The 15,224-nt window shown below is 62.7% G+C and carries 14 protein-coding genes; 5 read left to right on the plus strand and 9 right to left on the minus strand.

What is annotated here, in order from left to right:
- Positions 1 to 119 precede the first annotated feature (119 nt).
- Complete coding sequence (locus C8N32_RS00005) at positions 120 to 1,052, minus strand: zinc ABC transporter substrate-binding protein (protein ID WP_107890424.1); 933 nt, start codon at positions 1,050 to 1,052, stop codon at positions 120 to 122.
- Positions 1,053 to 1,126: 74 nt separating this feature from the next.
- On the opposite strand from C8N32_RS00005, the gene C8N32_RS00010 reads away from it, so the two are divergent.
- From C8N32_RS00010 to C8N32_RS00020, 3 genes are read left to right on the plus strand one after another with little or no spacing between them, the layout of a single operon-like run.
- On the plus strand, positions 1,127 to 1,603 hold the full coding sequence (locus tag C8N32_RS00010; protein ID WP_107890425.1) for a Fur family transcriptional regulator: 477 nt from the start codon (positions 1,127 to 1,129) through the stop codon (positions 1,601 to 1,603).
- Between the two features lie 2 nt (positions 1,604 to 1,605).
- Positions 1,606 to 2,352: a metal ABC transporter ATP-binding protein gene (locus C8N32_RS00015; protein WP_107890426.1), complete on the plus strand. Its 747-nt coding sequence runs from the start codon at positions 1,606 to 1,608 to the stop codon at positions 2,350 to 2,352.
- Positions 2,342 to 3,121: a metal ABC transporter permease gene (locus tag C8N32_RS00020; protein ID WP_107890427.1), complete on the plus strand. Its 780-nt coding sequence runs from the start codon at positions 2,342 to 2,344 to the stop codon at positions 3,119 to 3,121. Before C8N32_RS00015 ends, C8N32_RS00020 begins: the two co-directional genes overlap by 11 nt.
- Positions 3,122 to 3,148: 27 nt before the next feature.
- Here C8N32_RS00020 and C8N32_RS00025 read toward each other — a convergent pair whose 3' ends face one another.
- The 8 genes from C8N32_RS00025 to cydD all read right to left on the minus strand — a co-directional run bounded on the left by C8N32_RS00025 (position 3,149) and on the right by cydD (position 12,286).
- The gene (locus tag C8N32_RS00025) at positions 3,149 to 4,129 is read right to left on the minus strand and encodes an SLAC1 anion channel family protein (RefSeq protein WP_107890428.1); all 981 of its coding nucleotides are present in this window, start codon (positions 4,127 to 4,129) and stop codon (positions 3,149 to 3,151) included.
- Positions 4,130 to 4,145: 16 nt separating this feature from the next.
- The gene (locus C8N32_RS00030; RefSeq protein ID WP_107890429.1) at positions 4,146 to 4,505 is read right to left on the minus strand and encodes a DUF5368 domain-containing protein; all 360 of its coding nucleotides are present in this window, start codon (positions 4,503 to 4,505) and stop codon (positions 4,146 to 4,148) included.
- 12 nt (positions 4,506 to 4,517) lie between these two features.
- Positions 4,518 to 5,837 carry an NAD(P)/FAD-dependent oxidoreductase gene (locus C8N32_RS00035; RefSeq protein ID WP_107890430.1) on the minus strand — a complete coding sequence of 440 codons (1,320 nt, stop codon included), beginning with the start codon at positions 5,835 to 5,837 and terminating at the stop codon, positions 4,518 to 4,520.
- Positions 5,838 to 5,978: 141 nt separating this feature from the next.
- Positions 5,979 to 6,098: a cytochrome bd-I oxidase subunit CydX gene (cydX, locus tag C8N32_RS00040; RefSeq protein ID WP_107890431.1), complete on the minus strand. Its 120-nt coding sequence runs from the start codon at positions 6,096 to 6,098 to the stop codon at positions 5,979 to 5,981.
- Positions 6,099 to 6,111: 13 nt separating this feature from the next.
- A complete protein-coding gene (cydB, locus tag C8N32_RS00045) occupies positions 6,112 to 7,263 on the minus strand; it encodes a cytochrome d ubiquinol oxidase subunit II (RefSeq protein ID WP_107890432.1) in 1,152 nt (383 codons plus the stop codon).
- 4 nt (positions 7,264 to 7,267) lie between these two features.
- Entirely contained in the window at positions 7,268 to 8,866 is a 1,599-nt protein-coding gene (locus tag C8N32_RS00050) for a cytochrome ubiquinol oxidase subunit I (protein WP_107890433.1), read from the minus strand.
- Positions 8,867 to 8,993: 127 nt separating this feature from the next.
- Positions 8,994 to 10,643, minus strand: coding sequence for an amino acid ABC transporter ATP-binding/permease protein (locus C8N32_RS00055; protein ID WP_107890434.1), 1,650 nt, complete (start codon positions 10,641 to 10,643; stop codon positions 8,994 to 8,996).
- Positions 10,640 to 12,286 carry a thiol reductant ABC exporter subunit CydD gene (cydD, locus tag C8N32_RS00060; RefSeq protein WP_107890435.1) on the minus strand — a complete coding sequence of 549 codons (1,647 nt, stop codon included), beginning with the start codon at positions 12,284 to 12,286 and terminating at the stop codon, positions 10,640 to 10,642. Before cydD ends, C8N32_RS00055 begins: the two co-directional genes overlap by 4 nt.
- A gap of 205 nt (positions 12,287 to 12,491) precedes the next feature.
- Here cydD and C8N32_RS00065 point away from each other — a divergent pair, with 205 nt between their 5' ends.
- Positions 12,492 to 12,926, plus strand: coding sequence for an RrF2 family transcriptional regulator (locus tag C8N32_RS00065; protein WP_107890436.1), 435 nt, complete (start codon positions 12,492 to 12,494; stop codon positions 12,924 to 12,926).
- 314 nt (positions 12,927 to 13,240) lie between these two features.
- On the plus strand, positions 13,241 to 15,217 hold the full coding sequence (locus C8N32_RS00070) for a polysaccharide biosynthesis protein (RefSeq protein ID WP_242509502.1): 1,977 nt from the start codon (positions 13,241 to 13,243) through the stop codon (positions 15,215 to 15,217).
- Positions 15,218 to 15,224: the final 7 nt, after the last annotated feature.

Here is a 15,224-nt window from a genome sequence, read left to right on the forward strand (position 1 = left end):
CTCGAGTACTGCGGGGGAATACTTGCTCGTCGTCTTGCTCATGATGCTCCATCCTACTCAGAAGTTGGAGCCTCCGGAAAACCCGGCGCGGTTCAGATCAACAGCGGTGTGCCAGAGTGTTATCTGGCAGTGATGCAGGATGCGATCTGCGTGGCAAGGGTTTCCAGCAGTGTGCCGTACAATTCCGGTCCGTAGGTCAGCGTGCTGCCCGAAGGATCGAGAACCGGACCGATCCGGGCCGGTGTCCCTTCAGCGATGGCATTGACATAGGCCGGATCGTGCTGCGCTTCCGGAAACAGGCAGACCGGGCCCCGATCAAAAAGTTCTTCGCGCAAAGCGGTCAAACGTGCCGCGCCGGGGGTCGCAGCGTCGCCAAGGGCGATAGCCCCTGCAATGTGCAGCCCGAAATGATCTGCAAAATAGCTGTAGGCATCATGGAACACCATGATCGGTGTGTTGCCGACTGGGGAAAGCGTTTCGCGTGCGGCGGCTTCGGCCCTTGCGATGCGGGCAAGCGCGGTTTGCGCGTTTGCCGCGTAGATTTCGGCGTTCTCCGGGTCGATCTCACCCAGCACGTCGGCGATGGCGTGTATCCAGATGCGGCCATTGTCGGGGTCCAGCCACGCATGCGGGTCAAGAGATTCATGGGCATGGAGGTCATGCGGGTCATCGTTCTCATGGGGGGGGTGGGCGTGGTCGTCTTCATCATGATGGGCGGTGAAACGGCGTGTTTGTGTGCCTGGGGTGTCGATCAGTATGAGGCTTCGCCCGGAAAGGCCGACGCCCTCGATCGCACGGGCCAGCCACGGCGTCAGGTCCGGTCCGACCCACAGCACGAGGTCTGCTTCTGACAACGCCCGCGCCTGCGAGGGGCGCAGTTGGAAGTGATGCGGGTTGGCCCCCTGTCCCAGAAGAATGCCGGGCGCGTCCAGGTCGCCCATCACCTGTGCCGCAAGGGAATGTACGACAGGTGTGTCTGTCATGACGGCAGGCGGTGCGGCAAGGGCGGGCATGGCGACGAGACCGACGGCAAGGGCAAGAAACCGGCGCATATGAATCTCCGAAAGGGGTTGCAAGAGGTTGCGCAGAAAGAATATGTTATAAAGTAACAAGTCAAGAGGCAAACATGCACCCCGATCCCGCCCTGGCCTTCGCGACCCATGATCACTCCCGGTGCAGCGGCGCGGCAATTGCCCAGGCCGAAATACTGATGGCGGCCCGCAATCAGCGCCTGACCCCGGTGCGCAAGCGCACGCTGGAAATTCTGCTTCAGGCGCACAAGGCTCTTGGGGCTTACGAGGTGCTCGACAAGCTGGTCGACGATGGCTTCAGGCGTCAGCCGCCCGTCGCCTATCGGGCGTTGGATTTCCTCGTGGCGCAGGGGCTTGCCCACCGTATCCGGAGGCTTAACGCTTTTGCGGCCTGCATGTATCCAGGTAGGGTGCATGTCCCCGCCTTCCTTATCTGCGAGGGGTGCCAGGCGCTGGCAGAGTTGCCCGGCCAGGCTGTGGCCGAGGCGCTCGATACCGCTGCGCCCGTTGGTTTTAAGATCGACCGGCTGAGTATCGAGGCCGCAGGTTTGTGCCTGGCTTGCAGGACATAGCGATGCGCCTGATCGAAACGAAAGATCTGGTGGTGCGGTACGGCGATGTGACGGCTTTGCGTGACGTGGATTTTGCCATTGATTCCGGCGAGATCGTGACGGTTATCGGTCCGAACGGGTCGGGGAAGTCAAGCTTCATCAGGGCACTGACGGGGGTGGTCCCGCCCACTGCCGGGCAGGTGTGGCGCAAGCCCGGGCTGAGGTTGGGTTATGTTCCGCAAAAGCTGGCCGTCGATGCACGCATGCCGTTGACCGTGCAGCGATTTCTTTCGCTGCCGGATCGAAGATGCGGGGATGAGGTGGATCTGATGCTTGCACGGGTCGGGGTGCCGGGACTGCAAGCCCGGCAGATGAGTGCGCTTTCCGGCGGACAGTTTCAGCGGGTGCTTTTGGCACGGGCGTTATTGACCCGCCCGGACCTTTTGATCCTCGATGAGGCGACCCAGGGCCTTGATCAACCGGGCACTGCCGCCTTCTATCGACTGATAGAGGATGTTCGCAACGATACCGGCGCAGCCATCCTTATGGTCAGCCACGATCTTCATGTTGTCATGTCGGCTTCGGAGCGCGTGCTGTGCATGAATGGCCATATCTGCTGTCAGGGGAAGCCTGACATCGTAACCGCCGCGCCCGAGTACCGTGCGCTTTTCGGCTTCGGGACAGAGGGCACAATGGCGCTTTACCAGCACCGGGCGCATAGCCACTCCCATGATGGATGCTCCCATGCGGAGGACGCGCATGCTGAATGATTTCATGGTCCGGGCGGCTTTGGCCGGGCTGGCGGTGGCACTGGCGGCCGGGCCGCTGGGCAGCTTTGTCGTCTGGCGGCGAATGGCCTATTTCGGGGAGGCCACGGCCCATGCGGCGATTCTTGGTGTGGCGCTGGGGTTGGCCTTCTCGGTGTCTGTCTTTGCCGGGACGCTGGCGGCGGCGCTGGCGATGGGGCTGACGGTCAGTTCCCTGACCGGGCGCGGTTTGGCGGTGGACAGCGCGCTTGGAGTTTTGTCCCATGGGGCGCTGGCGGCGGGGCTGGTCGCGGTCGCCTTTCTGCCCGGTGTCCGCGTGGATCTGGACGCTTACCTGTTCGGGGATATCCTTGCGGTTAGCCGTGGTGATCTGGCGCTGATCTGGGGGGGGGCACTGGTGGTGCTGTCGCTGCTTGCCTGGCGCTGGAACGCGCTGCTGACGGTCACCGTCAGCGAGGATCTTGCAACGGCTTCCGGCCTTGTTCCCGCGCGGGAAAAGCTTGTGCTGACGCTGGCTCTTGCGCTGGTGGTGGCGGTGGCGTTGCAGGTGGTGGGGGCACTCTTGATCGTGGCGCTGCTGATCGTTCCACCCGCCGCTGCGCGGGCCTTTGTTCAAAGCCCCGAAATGATGGCGGCCGGCGCAAGTGCCGTTGCGGCCTTGTCTGTTCTTGGGGGATTATGGGGGTCATTGCAGTTTGATACCCCGGCGGGTCCGAGCATTGTCGTGACGGCAACCTTGTTTTTCGTGCTGAGCCTTCTGACCCGGCGGTGAAGGGGCGGCTTTGCGCCGCCCGCCCCGTTATTCGGGTTGGCAGATTTCATTGCGGGTGATCGCCAGTGTCGTGCGCCCGACCAGAATCAGGATGATTGCCAGAAGCACAGCCAGCAGCCCCGCGCCAAGATATCGATGGAAGGTCGATTCCGTTTCTGTTGCGTAGAGGAACGTGGCAATCGTCAGCGCCGCGAGTGGAAACGACAGCGCCCAGAATGACAGCGCGAAAGGCAGGCGCAGAATGCGCGGCAGTTGTGTTGCCACGATCAGGGCAAAAACATAGGCGGAGTTCAGCAGGAACAGGCCCAGCACATCCAGCGCCCCGCTGAGCTTGATCCAGGCGATGAAGCCGACGGCGGGCGGAGCGATCAGGATCACCAAGGTCGGCTGCAATCGGCCCGGCAGCGGATCGTGGAAAGTCAGCCGGTTCATCACCAGTGTCAGCAGCACCAGCCAGAAGATCATTCCCCAGGAAAAGAACAGCCATGAGATGTCCGCATGGCCAAGCTGCGCCCCTGCGATCGGGACGATCAGGTTGCCCACCGGGGGAATGAACCACGCCGCGTTCAGGTGGCCGTGTTTGAAGCTGCGGTGGCCGATCCAGTCGGCGATGACCATCAGCGACAGCACGCCCTGAAGGGCGGTGCCCACCATCCACAGCGGTTCGGCGATGGCAGGGTATTCTGCCAGCGTTGCGACCGACATCAGCAGAAGGGAAATCGACACCGTCGGAAAGAACGACAATCTCACCGGGTGATGCCACTCGTCGGCGGTCATGCCCGGATAGATCAGGGTTTTTGCCGTGTAGAAAAATGCGATGGTCAAGAACATCGCCGCCGATGCATAAAGCGCAATCCGCGCATACTGCGTTCCGGTGGCGAAGCTGTGTTCGCCTGCGTGAAGGGCCAGCGCCAGGCCCAGCATCCCCATCACGGTCGCGAAGAACATGATGGGAAAATGCGCCAGGCGCCCTTGTGCCTGTTGATGGGGTTCCGTGGATGACGTCATGTCTGTTTTGGTCCTGTCAGTTTTGTCGTGGGTGTTTTCCGGGCAGCAGGGCGAGGACGGTGTAAACCAGAATGGTCAGTCCCACGGCCCCCGCGACCCCCGTCAGCAGCAGCACGAACAGGTCGACCGGCCCGCCAACGTCGGAATAGCCGGAATTCGTCATGAACTGGACGAACCAGATCGCGGCAAGCGCCCCGATCGGGGCCGACAACTCGGCGCGCACAAGGGTACGGCCTTCCAGGCTGCGGTCCCGGATCAGGACGAAAACGAAGGTGATTGTGATGATCGCGGCAACGGCCACCATCGCCCAGAACAGAAGCGGTCCGAACATTTCCTCGAACACTGCCAGAAGGGTTTCAAGCGTCAGGTCTTTCATTGGGGCTCCTCCTCAGGCTTTGCCGCGCAGCATCGCGTTGTAAGTGGCTTTCAGCGCGATTTCCTTCATCAGCCAGGAAACCCACAATTCTTCCAGTGGCGCGATCACGCCGGGGAAGGAGGGGGTAAGATTGTTGTCGTAGTCGAACTCCACCAGCATCGCCCGGCCGATGCGGGTGATCATCGGGCAAGAGGTGTAGCCGTTGTAGATTGCCGGGCTGAGTGTGCCGGTGATGTCGGCGACGATGTGGTCTTCGGCCACGGGGACCTGCCACTTCACCGAAGCGGCCGTCTTGCCCTTTGGCACGCCAGCGATATCGCCGATCGCGAAGATTTCAGGATAACGGATGTGGCGCATGGTGGACTTGTCCACATCGGCCCAACCCTGATCCAGCCATTGGCCCGACTGTACCGCCAGGGGCGAATCGCGCACCACATCCGGCGCGACCATAGGGGGAATGACATTGGTGAAATCGTAAGGCATTTCCACATCGCCCTCGGGAGAGGCGAAGGTGGCGATTCTCCGGCCGGGGTCGATGGCCTTGAGCACCCGGTCATAGGCGATGTCGATGCCGCGTTGCTCAAACAGCATGCGCACTTTTTCGTTCACGATAGGAACCGAGAAGAGACTGCCGGAATGAGCGGCATAGTTTATCTCGATCCGCCCGCGGCTGCCTTTCCGGGTGGCGTAGTCTTCGGTCAGGAAGGTGTATTTCAACGGCGCGCCAGCGCATTTCATTTCGGTCGCGGGGCGTGTGAACAACCCGATGCCGCCTTCGTCGGTGAAACGGTCCATTGCCTGCCAGCTTTTGGCTGCATATTCCGGTCCGGCATAGACGGCCGCCAGCCCGTTGGTGCCCACCATGTCGAGCGAGAACCCCTCGATCGCGCCCCAGTCGAGCTTCAGCCCGGTGGCGAGGACGAGAAAATCGTAGGACAGCTTTTTGCCGCCCCGTGTGGTGACGGTTCTGGCCTCCGGGTCGATATTGGCGGCGCTTTCATCTACCCAGTCGATCCCGCGCGGCAGCCATTGCGCCGTTGTGGAAACCGAGTAGTTCGCCGGTTTCAGCCCCGCGCCGATCAGCGTGAAGCCCGGTTGATACAGATGCCGCTTGCGTCCGTCCACAAGGGTGATCCGAGCGCCGTCGAGCCTGTCCGCCAGGCGGTTGGCAAGGGCCGTGCCCGCGGCCCCGGCGCCGAGGATGACGATCTTGGCGCTGGTTTTCACGTTCTCCGCGCGGGCCTGCCCGGATGTTCCGGCCAGGGCCAGACCGCCGGCGGCAAACCCCAGAAAAGCTCTGCGCGAAGCGGTAAGGTTTTGCGGATGTCCCATTTCTCCCCCATATATTCATAAACAAGAATATATCTGCACCAGAAATGGTACCTGTGTCAAAGACTCATCTTTGAGGGGTGCATTTTTTCCGCGAAACGTCACGAAAAAAATGGGGCGGAGCCAATGCCCCGCCCGTGTTCGTCAGTCCCGGCCGGTGTCACCCATCGTCTTGCGATCGGCGTTCAGTTCCAGCCACATCGCGTTCACCACGGCGAAGAGCGCGGCGAGCGGAAGGCCGAGCAGCCAAGCGAAATACCACATCTTCTGTCCTTTCTCAGTAAACCGAGTCGCTGTTTTCCATTACGTCCTGCGCGGTAACCTTGCCCCACAGCACTTTGTAGACCCATGCGGTGTAGGCCAGAATCAGCGGCACGAAGATGACCGCCGACACCAGCATCACGAACAGCGTCAGGTGTGAGGACGAACTGTCCCACACCGTCAGCGACGCGTTCGGTGCGATGCTGGATGGCAGGATGAACGGGAACATCGTCAGCCCGACGCTGGAGACGATCCCCGTAATCGACAGTTTCGAGGCGATCATCGTCCAGCCTTCCTTGCCAGCCAGAAATCCCAGAACCGCGAGCGCCGCACCGGCAAAGCCCAGCGTCGGGGCGATGGCGATCCACGAACGCTCGGAATAGGCGCTCATCCAGCTCCCGCCCTTGGCTACCTCGCTCATTAACGGGTTCGATGGGCCGTCATGGGCAATGTCGCCTACAAAGGCGTAGGCGTCGATCCCGTTGGCCAGCCACAGTCCCGCCCCCGCGTATAGTATGATGGTCGCCAGTGCCGCCCAGATGCCGAAGCCCCGCGCGCGATGCGCCACGAGTCCTTCGGTTTTCAGCACCAGCCACGCGGCCCCGTGCATCACCAGCATTGCCACCGAAACCAGCCCCGCCAGAATCGCGTATGGGTTCAGAAGGTCCAGCAGCGTGCCCTCGTAGAAGGACATCAGGTCTTCGGTCAGGTAAAATGGGACACCTTGCAGAACGTTGCCCACCGCGACCCCGAAGACAAGTGCGGGGACGAAACCGCCGATGAACAGTGCCCAGTCCCAGGTTGTCCGCCAAAGCGCGCTGTCGCGCTTGGAGCGGTACTTGAAACCCACCGGGCGCAGGATCAGCGCCGCGAGGATGAGAAACATCGCCAGATAAAATCCCGAAAAACTGACCGCGTAGAGCGGTGGCCAGGCGGCGAAGATGGCACCCCCCCCAAGGATGAACCACACCTGGTTGCCTTCCCAGACCGGGCCGACGGTGTTGATGGCGACCCGCCGCTCCAGGTCGGTTTTGGCGACAAAGGGCAGCAGCGTTCCCACGCCCAGGTCGAACCCGTCAGTCAGGGCAAAGCCGATCAGGAGTACTCCCAGAAGGCCCCACCAGATCACGCGCAGGATCTCGAAGTCCATGAATTCATGCAGGATCATTTTCTTACTCCGCGGGTTGTGCAGGGCTGCCGTTGGTCAGTTGCCGGTTATGTTGCGTCATCCACGCGTCGGTTTCGGCTACATCCATGTAGGGACCCTTGCGGATGTATTTCAGCATCAGCCCCATCTCGACGATGAACAGGATCGAGTAGAGTGCCACGAACCCGGACAGGGTCAGCCCCACCTGCGCAACGCTGAGATTGGACACCGACAACGCGGTGGGCAGCACCCCGTCCACCGTCCAGGGCTGGCGGCCGTACTCTGCTACGAACCAGCCCATTTCGGCGGCGATCCAGGGGGCGGGAATGATGATTACTGCCATCCGCAACGCCCAGCGTGGGAAGCGCATGTTGTAAAACGAGGCCCGTATAAAGAAGAATGCCAGCACCGCGACGAAGGCAAAGCCCAGCCCCACCATGATACGGAACGCCCAGAACAGCGGCAGTACGCCGGGCACGGTATCGTTCGCCGCCATGGCGATCTGGTCGTCTGTCGCCAGACGCGGGTCGTCGACATATCGCTTCAGCAGCAGGGCAAAGCCCAGATCGGCGCTGTGGTCTTCGAACCTGGTGACGGTTTCGGTGCCTGCATTGTCGCGTGCCGCGCGGATTTCGATCAGTGCGTCATAGGCGATCAGCCCGTTGCGGATGCGGCCCTCGGCCTCGGTGACAAGCTCATTTATGCCCGGCATCTCGGTCGTCAGGGAGCGGGTGCCGATCAGCCCCATCACGAAGGGAACTTTCACCGCGTACTGGGTTTCACGCTCTTGCTGGTTGGGCATGCCAACAAGGTTGAACGGGGCGGGGGCGTCATGGGTTTCCCACATGCCCTCGATCGCGGCGAGTTTCATTTTCTGCGTATGGGTGGCCGAATAGCCGGACTCGTCGCCCAGGATTACCACCGAGAGCGCCGACGCAAGACCAAAGCTGGCTGCAACGGCGATGGAACGCCGGGCAAGTTCCGTGTGGCGGTTCTTCAGCAGATACCACGCAGACACCCCCAGCACGAAGACCGAGGCCGTTACGTACCCCGCCGAAACCGTGTGCACGAATTTCGCCTGGGCGACCTCGTTGAACATGACCTCGAAGAAGCTGGTCATCTCCATGCGCATGGTCATGGGGTTGAACCCGGCACCCACGGGGTTTTGCATCCAGCCATTGGCGATGAGGATCCAGAGTGCCGAAAAATTCGAGCCGATGGCCACCAGCCATGTCACCACGGCGTGGGTGACCTTGCTCATCCTGTCCCAGCCGAAGAACATCAGCCCGACGAAGGTTGCCTCCAGAAAGAAGGCCATCAGGCCCTCGATCGCCAGCGGCGCGCCGAAAATGTCGCCCACGTAGTGGCTGTAATAGGACCAGTTCATGCCGAACTGAAATTCCATGGTGATTCCCGTCGCCACCCCAAGGACAAAGTTGATGCCGAACAACGTTGCCCAGAATTTCGTCATCTGACGCCAGATCGGGCGGTTGGTCATCACATAGACCGTCTCCATGATCGCGACGATGATCGACAGACCAAGCGTCAGCGGCACAAAGAGAAAGTGGTACATGGCCGTCATGGCAAATTGCAGCCGTGACAGCTCTACGATGTCGAGTTCCATTCCCGGACCTCCTTCAGGCCGTTCCCTTCCACAAACATGTATTCTGAAAACATGTTAGAGTGTTTCTAAGAGTACAGGCGCGCAGGAGCATTGACTTATGTCAAAAAGGAAAATCTGAAATGCATCTTTAGTGCATCTGGATGATCCGCTCTGCCCAGTCGCGCTCGGCCCGCCGGTGCGAGGCCGTCAGGATGGTCGCCTCAGGCAAGATTCGGCGCAGACCAGCCAGCACCGTGTCGGCGGTGGCGCGGTCGAGTCCCTCGGTCGGTTCGTCCAGAAGCAGCAGGCCGGGACGGCGCAGCACGGCACGGGCCAGGACCAGCCGCCGCTGCTCGCCGCCCGAAAGGCCGGCACCGTTCTCTCGCAGGGGGGCATGCAGCCCCCCGCGCGCCGCAACCACGGAGGCAAGCGCCATGGCCTCCAGCACATCGCTGGCGCGTTCTTCTGTCAGAGCCGGGTCGGCCAGTGTCAGAACGTCGAAAAAACTGTTCCCTAACAGGGTACTGCGCTGTGGCAGGTATGTCAGTGCCGCCCGCAACTGTGCTGCGGGCAGGGTTGCCAGGTCGGTTCCGCTGAGAACCACCCGTCCGGATTCGGGCCGGATCAGGCGGGCGGCCAGGGCCAGAACGGTGCTTTTGCCGCTGCCGCTGGGTCCGGTCAGGGCCACCGTCTCACCCGGTTCGACCGACAGGGCGAAGCCTTCCAGCACCGGTCGCAGGGCCCCGGCATGGCGAAAGCAGATGTTTTCCATCCGCAGGGCGACGGCTTCGTCCCTGCGCGCGGGCCTCTTGGGGTGCGGTGCCTTATCCTCCGGGAGAAGCCGGCGTACATTGCGGGCGGCGTCCAGTATCCGGCCCAGCTCTGCCAGGCCACGCCGCACCGGCACGACGGTTTCCGACATTCCCATCGCAGCGAAAAACCCCAAGGCCGCCGCCGCAGGGGCGATTGCCCCCTGATGGGCCAGGCTGCCCCCAAGCCACAGCGCCCCCCCCGCCGAAATCGTCGCTGTGGCCGACAGCGCGACCCCCGCGCGCCGTTCCACGTGGTCGGTATCGTCGAGATTGGCGCGCAGGCGGGCTTCGGCCTCGGCCACGGAGGCGCCCTGATCGGTCAGATGGCCGTAAACCAGCAGGTCGTCGCGCGCGCGCAACATGTCGATCAGGCGGATGCGAAACGCCTGCAGGGCTTTCTCGGCTCGGCGCGAGGGCGCCAGCGCGCGGCGCGATGTCCACCACAGCGCCGCGGCAACGCCGAGCGTAAAGCTCAGCACCACCCAGGCGGCCAGAACCGGTGCGCTCAACCAGGACAGAAGCGCGAACGCTCCGGCGTAGATCAGAACCGCAGACACGGCCGGGATGAACAGGCGCAGGGCGATTCCGTCCAGTGCGTCCACATCGGCGATAAGCCGGTTGAGCGTTTCCGCCCCCCGAAGCTTGCCCAGCCGGGTAAAAGGCAACCCCAGGACGCCGCGCAACAGGTTGACGCGGATATCGGTCAGGCTTTTCAGTGTCGCGTCATGGGTCAGCAGCCGCTCGCCATAGCGTGCGGCCGTCCGGCCCAGTGCAAGCAACCTTACCCCGGCCGAAGGCTGAAACACGTTGAACGCAATACCGACCCCGGCCAGCCCGGCGGCCCCGGCGGCGGTGATGAACCACCCCGAAAGCCCCAGCAGCCCGACCCCCGCCGCCAGTACCAGTACCGCCAGCGTCGTGCCGCGCATCAGGGCCTTGGGCTGGGCGCGCCAGATCAGGCGCAGGATATATAGCACGTTTTTCATGCCCCGGCCTCCCCGTGCAGGGCGATCTGCCGTTTCATCCGCGCCGCCAGCGCGGGATCGTGGGTAACGACGATCACCGCCGTTCCCTGTGTGGCCATTTGCAGAAGGCCGCTGGTGACCTGGGCGGCGGTTTCCTCGTCAAGATCTGCGGTGGGTTCATCGGCCAGCAGGATCTGCGGGTGGGCATGGGCCGCGCGGGCAAGGATCAGCCGCCGGGCCTCGCCCCCCGATACGCCCATGCCGTTTTCGCCCAACTGGGTGTTCAGACCTCGGGGCAAGGTGGCCACGACGCCGTCTGCCGCAGCCAGCGTCAGCGCACGGTCCAGCGTGTGATCCGTGCCCGGACGGGCGGCCAGCGTGAGGTTGCGCCGCAGGCTTCCCGAAAGAAACCGCGGGGCCTGGGGCATCCAGCCCAGCCCGCCGCGCCAGGCATCGGCGGTTTCCGGCGTCAGCACCGATCCGCCCAGCCGTATCTCGCCGGCCTCCGGTGCTTCCAGTCCGGCCAGCAGGCGCAGAAGCGACGATTTTCCGGCACCGCTCGCCCCGGTGATCGCAAGCGTTTCGCCGGGAGCAAGGTCGAAATCCGGGTAGTGAATTACCGTGCCGCCGGGCAGGCGGTGGGCCAGCTCCCGGACTGACAGCACTCCGGAAGGCAGGGCAGGCGCGGGCATGCCGGTGCCAAGGAATGAGGTCTCGGGCTGGGCCTCGAGCTCTGCCAGTTCGCGCGCCACGGCGTTTGCGTCGGCCTTGTCATGCCATGCGGCGGCGAGATCGCGCAGGGGCTGGAAATAATCCGGAGCCAGCAGGAGCAGGAAAATCCCCTCCGCCACCGTCAGCGGGGTGCCCCATGCGCCGAAACTCAACTCCCCCAGAAGGGAAAAGCCCACGTAGACCGCCACCATCGCCACGCCCAGGGCGGCGAAAAGCTCAAGCACCGTCGAGGACAGGAAGGCAATGCGCAACACCTCCATCGTACGGGATCGCAGCCGGTCGGCGGCGGTTCTGAACTGTGCGGTCGTATGCTCGGCGGCATCCAGAAGGCGGATGTCGACCAGGGCGCTCAGCCGTTCCAGCAACAGCACGTTCATGTCCGAGACTTCCCGCATCTGGCGTTCGCTTGCTTCTTTGGCGGCGATTCCCACGAGGGCCATGAAGACCGGAACAAGTGGCCCCGCGATCAGCAGAACCAGTGCCACGGCCCACGAAAAATAAGCCGAAATCCCCAGGATGACAAAAGGCAGGACCGTCGAACGGCGCCGGGCCGGGGCATAGCGTGTCAGGTAAGGGGTGAGCGCGGCGAGTTTTTCCGCGGCCAGAGTCGCGGTCCTGGCGGCGGGCGGACGCGCCGGGTCGTTCGCGCGGCGGCGCGTTTCACGGGCAATCAGTGCGGCGCGTTCCCGTGCCAGAACGGTGTCGGCGGCCCGGAAGGCCAACGCCCCGGCGTGGCTGTCCAGCGCGGCGCGCGCAAGACCCAAAACAATGAACATGACGGCGTAAAGTGCGGGGCTGCCGGTGTAGGCGCCCGGCTCCAGCATTTGCGCGATGGAAACAGACACCGCCCCCGCCTGGACCAGCCAAAGAAGCGACGAGACCACCCCCAGATCGCCCGAGCGCCGCAGAAGCCTGCGAACCGGTTGGGTCATCTTTTCGAGCCTTGCGGCGGCGGGGTCGGGCCTTTTCTTGCGCCGGGGTCTCACATCCTGCCTCTTGCGGGCCTGTCCTGCCGGGCGGAATGTCCCGAAAAGAAGGCGCTTGCCTGATTCTGCGAAGGGGTTATGTTTACAAAAATATGCATTCGCAATGGTTCAAAACCGGAAGCGGATATTACACAGCAAAGCGGAAGAGCGCATGCGTCTGACAACTCGTACAAATATTGCCATGCGGGCCCTCATGTATTGCGCCGTGAATTCCGGACGTATCGTTCGAAAATCAGATATCGCCACGGCTTGCAATACTTCGGAGAACCACATGGCACAGGTTATCAATACCCTGAGCCATCACGGCCTGGTGAAAACCACGCGTGGCCGCAACGGCGGTCTGACGCTTGCAAAGCCACCCGAGGAGATTTCTGTCGGTCACGTATTCCGCAAACTCGAATCCGGCGTACCTTTCGCGGAATGCTTTGATCCGGTTACGAATACCTGCCCGATTTCGTGCTGCTGCAAGCTTCAGGGGGCGTTACATGCCGCCCTTGCGGCGTTTTACGGAACGCTCGATCAGGTCAGCCTTGCGGATCTCGTGCAGGGAAATGAGAGCCTGAAAGAGGTGTTGCACCTGGTCTGAAATCGTGTGGGGCAGGGTCTCCGGCCTCTGTTCGAGACAGTACTGGCGTGCCGGCAGTCATGTGTTCTGCGCAGTGCTGGGCGCCCAGGGCGTGGCAGGTCCGGCCCTGACCAGAGTGAACGATTCCCGCGCGAGTCTGGCTGGGGCAGAAGACATGACGGCGAATGTTGTCCCTGAACGGTTTTCGGCGTGGCGAAATAGTTTCAGTTCGCATTGGATTGGGGGAATTCGCAGGTGCAGCGTTGCGGGCCGATCCCTTTTTCAGCATGGTCGTGACGTGCAGTAAGTTTCTCATCCAGTTTCAACAGGGCGGTATGAGCCAGAATCATCAACAGCCGCAGCCCGCAGAAAAGCAAAGCGCGGGCCACGGGCGGGCCGGGCGTTTGGGTCTGGTGCTCTACAGGGTCGTTCGCGGGTTGCAACCCGGCCACAAGGCCGCGATCTTCCTGCTGTTCGACATGTTGCTTGTGCCGGTCTGTTTTGTCCTCGCGCTGGAGTTGCAAGTCGCCCGGCTGTGGCCGCGGGAGGTTTTGGGAAACACGGCATACCTTGTTTTTCTCCTTACGATCGGGGCCGGTTTGCTGTCCTACCTGCTTGGGATGCATCGGATCAAGCTGAAGGCCTATGAAACGCACGGGATTCTGAAGACGGGAATCTTTTCGGTATGCCTTGCCGTTTTCGGCGGAGCCCTGAATACGCTTGCGGGGGGGGTGGTCAATGCCGTCGTTTTCGTTCTGTTCGGGATGCTGGTCTTTCTTCTGGGCGCCGGGGCGCGGCTGTTCGGAATTCAGATTTTGGGCTGGGTTTACCGGCAGGGTCAGCACCGCGCGCCGGTGCTGATCTATGGGGCCGGTCGGACGGGGATTCAACTGGCCGCCGCGCTCAGCCGGGATGAGCGCATCGAACCCGTTGCCTTCATCGACGACAACAGCGGCCTCCAGAACATGGTTGTGGGGGGGCTGCGGGTCTTTTCACCTGCGGAGTTGTCGCGTCTGGTGACGGAAAAGGGGATTCGCCGGGTACTGCTGGCCATGCCCAGCGAATCCCGGCCGCGCCAGCTTCGTATTGCGCGCCGGCTGGAAAAGATGGGGCTGGATGTTCAGGCGCTGCCCTCGTTTGCCCAGCTGGCCGGAGAGGCGGGGCTGGTCGAGCAACTGGCGCCGATCTCGCCTTCGGAACTGATCGGGCGAATGATGCTGGACGGGGATTTGCCTCAGGTTTCGGATCGCTACGCGGGCAAGTCTGTCATGGTGACCGGCGCCGGGGGGTCCATCGGGTCGGAATTGTGCCGGCAGGTCATGGCGTGCGGGCCCTCTCGTCTGGTGCTGTTCGAGATCAGCGAAGTCGCGCTTTACAAGATCGATATGGAACTGCGCGCTCTCGCCGAGGAAACCGGCGTACAGTTGATCTGCGTTCTCGGGTCGGTTCTGGACACGGCGTGCGTGACGATCGCGCTGAGCCGCCACGATGTCGATATCGTCCTGCATGCCGCCGCCTACAAGCATGTGCCGATCGTCGAAGAGAACGAACTTGCGGGCCTGTTGAACAACGTGTTCGGGACGCGGGTTCTGGCCGAGGCCGCGGTGGCCGCCGGGGTCGACAGCTTTGTCCTGATCTCGACGGACAAGGCGGTCCGTCCGACCAACATCATGGGGGCATCCAAGCGGATGGCGGAACTGGTCATACAGGATCTTGCCCAGCGCAGCGTTGCAACCGTCATGTCGATGGTACGGTTCGGCAATGTGCTTGGATCGTCCGGTTCCGTCATTCCCTTGTTCAAGGATCAGATTTCACGCGGCGGTCCGGTGACGGTGACACATCCGGATGTGACCCGGTACTTCATGTCCATCCCCGAGGCCGCACGGCTGGTCTTGCTGGCCGGGTCTTTTGCGCAGGGGGGGGATGTGTTCGTGCTGGACATGGGCAAGCCGGTGCCGATCCTCATGCTTGCGCGGCGCCTGATCGAGGCCTCCGGCTACACCGTGCGCGATGCGGACAATCCCGATGGCGACATCGAGATCGCGTTCACCGGGCTGCGGGCGGGAGAGAAGTTGCACGAGGAACTCCTGGCCGGGGCGGGACAGCTCAAGACACCGCATCCACGCATTCTGCGCGCGCAGGAGGATGTGCTGTCCCAGATAGAGGTTGCGTCCATGTTGCGCGACCTTAACACTGTGATCGAGCAGGCCGATGCGTCCGGCGCACGCGAGATTGTGAGGCGCTGGGTAAAAGGTTACAACGCGCCGGGCGCGGGGGTCTCCGGCGGTAACCACGCCGGAACCGCAACCTGACGCGACA

Origin of the sequence: Rhodovulum imhoffii, assembly GCF_003046545.1 — a bacterium.
GTDB classification, from domain to species: domain Bacteria; phylum Pseudomonadota; class Alphaproteobacteria; order Rhodobacterales; family Rhodobacteraceae; genus Rhodovulum; species Rhodovulum imhoffii.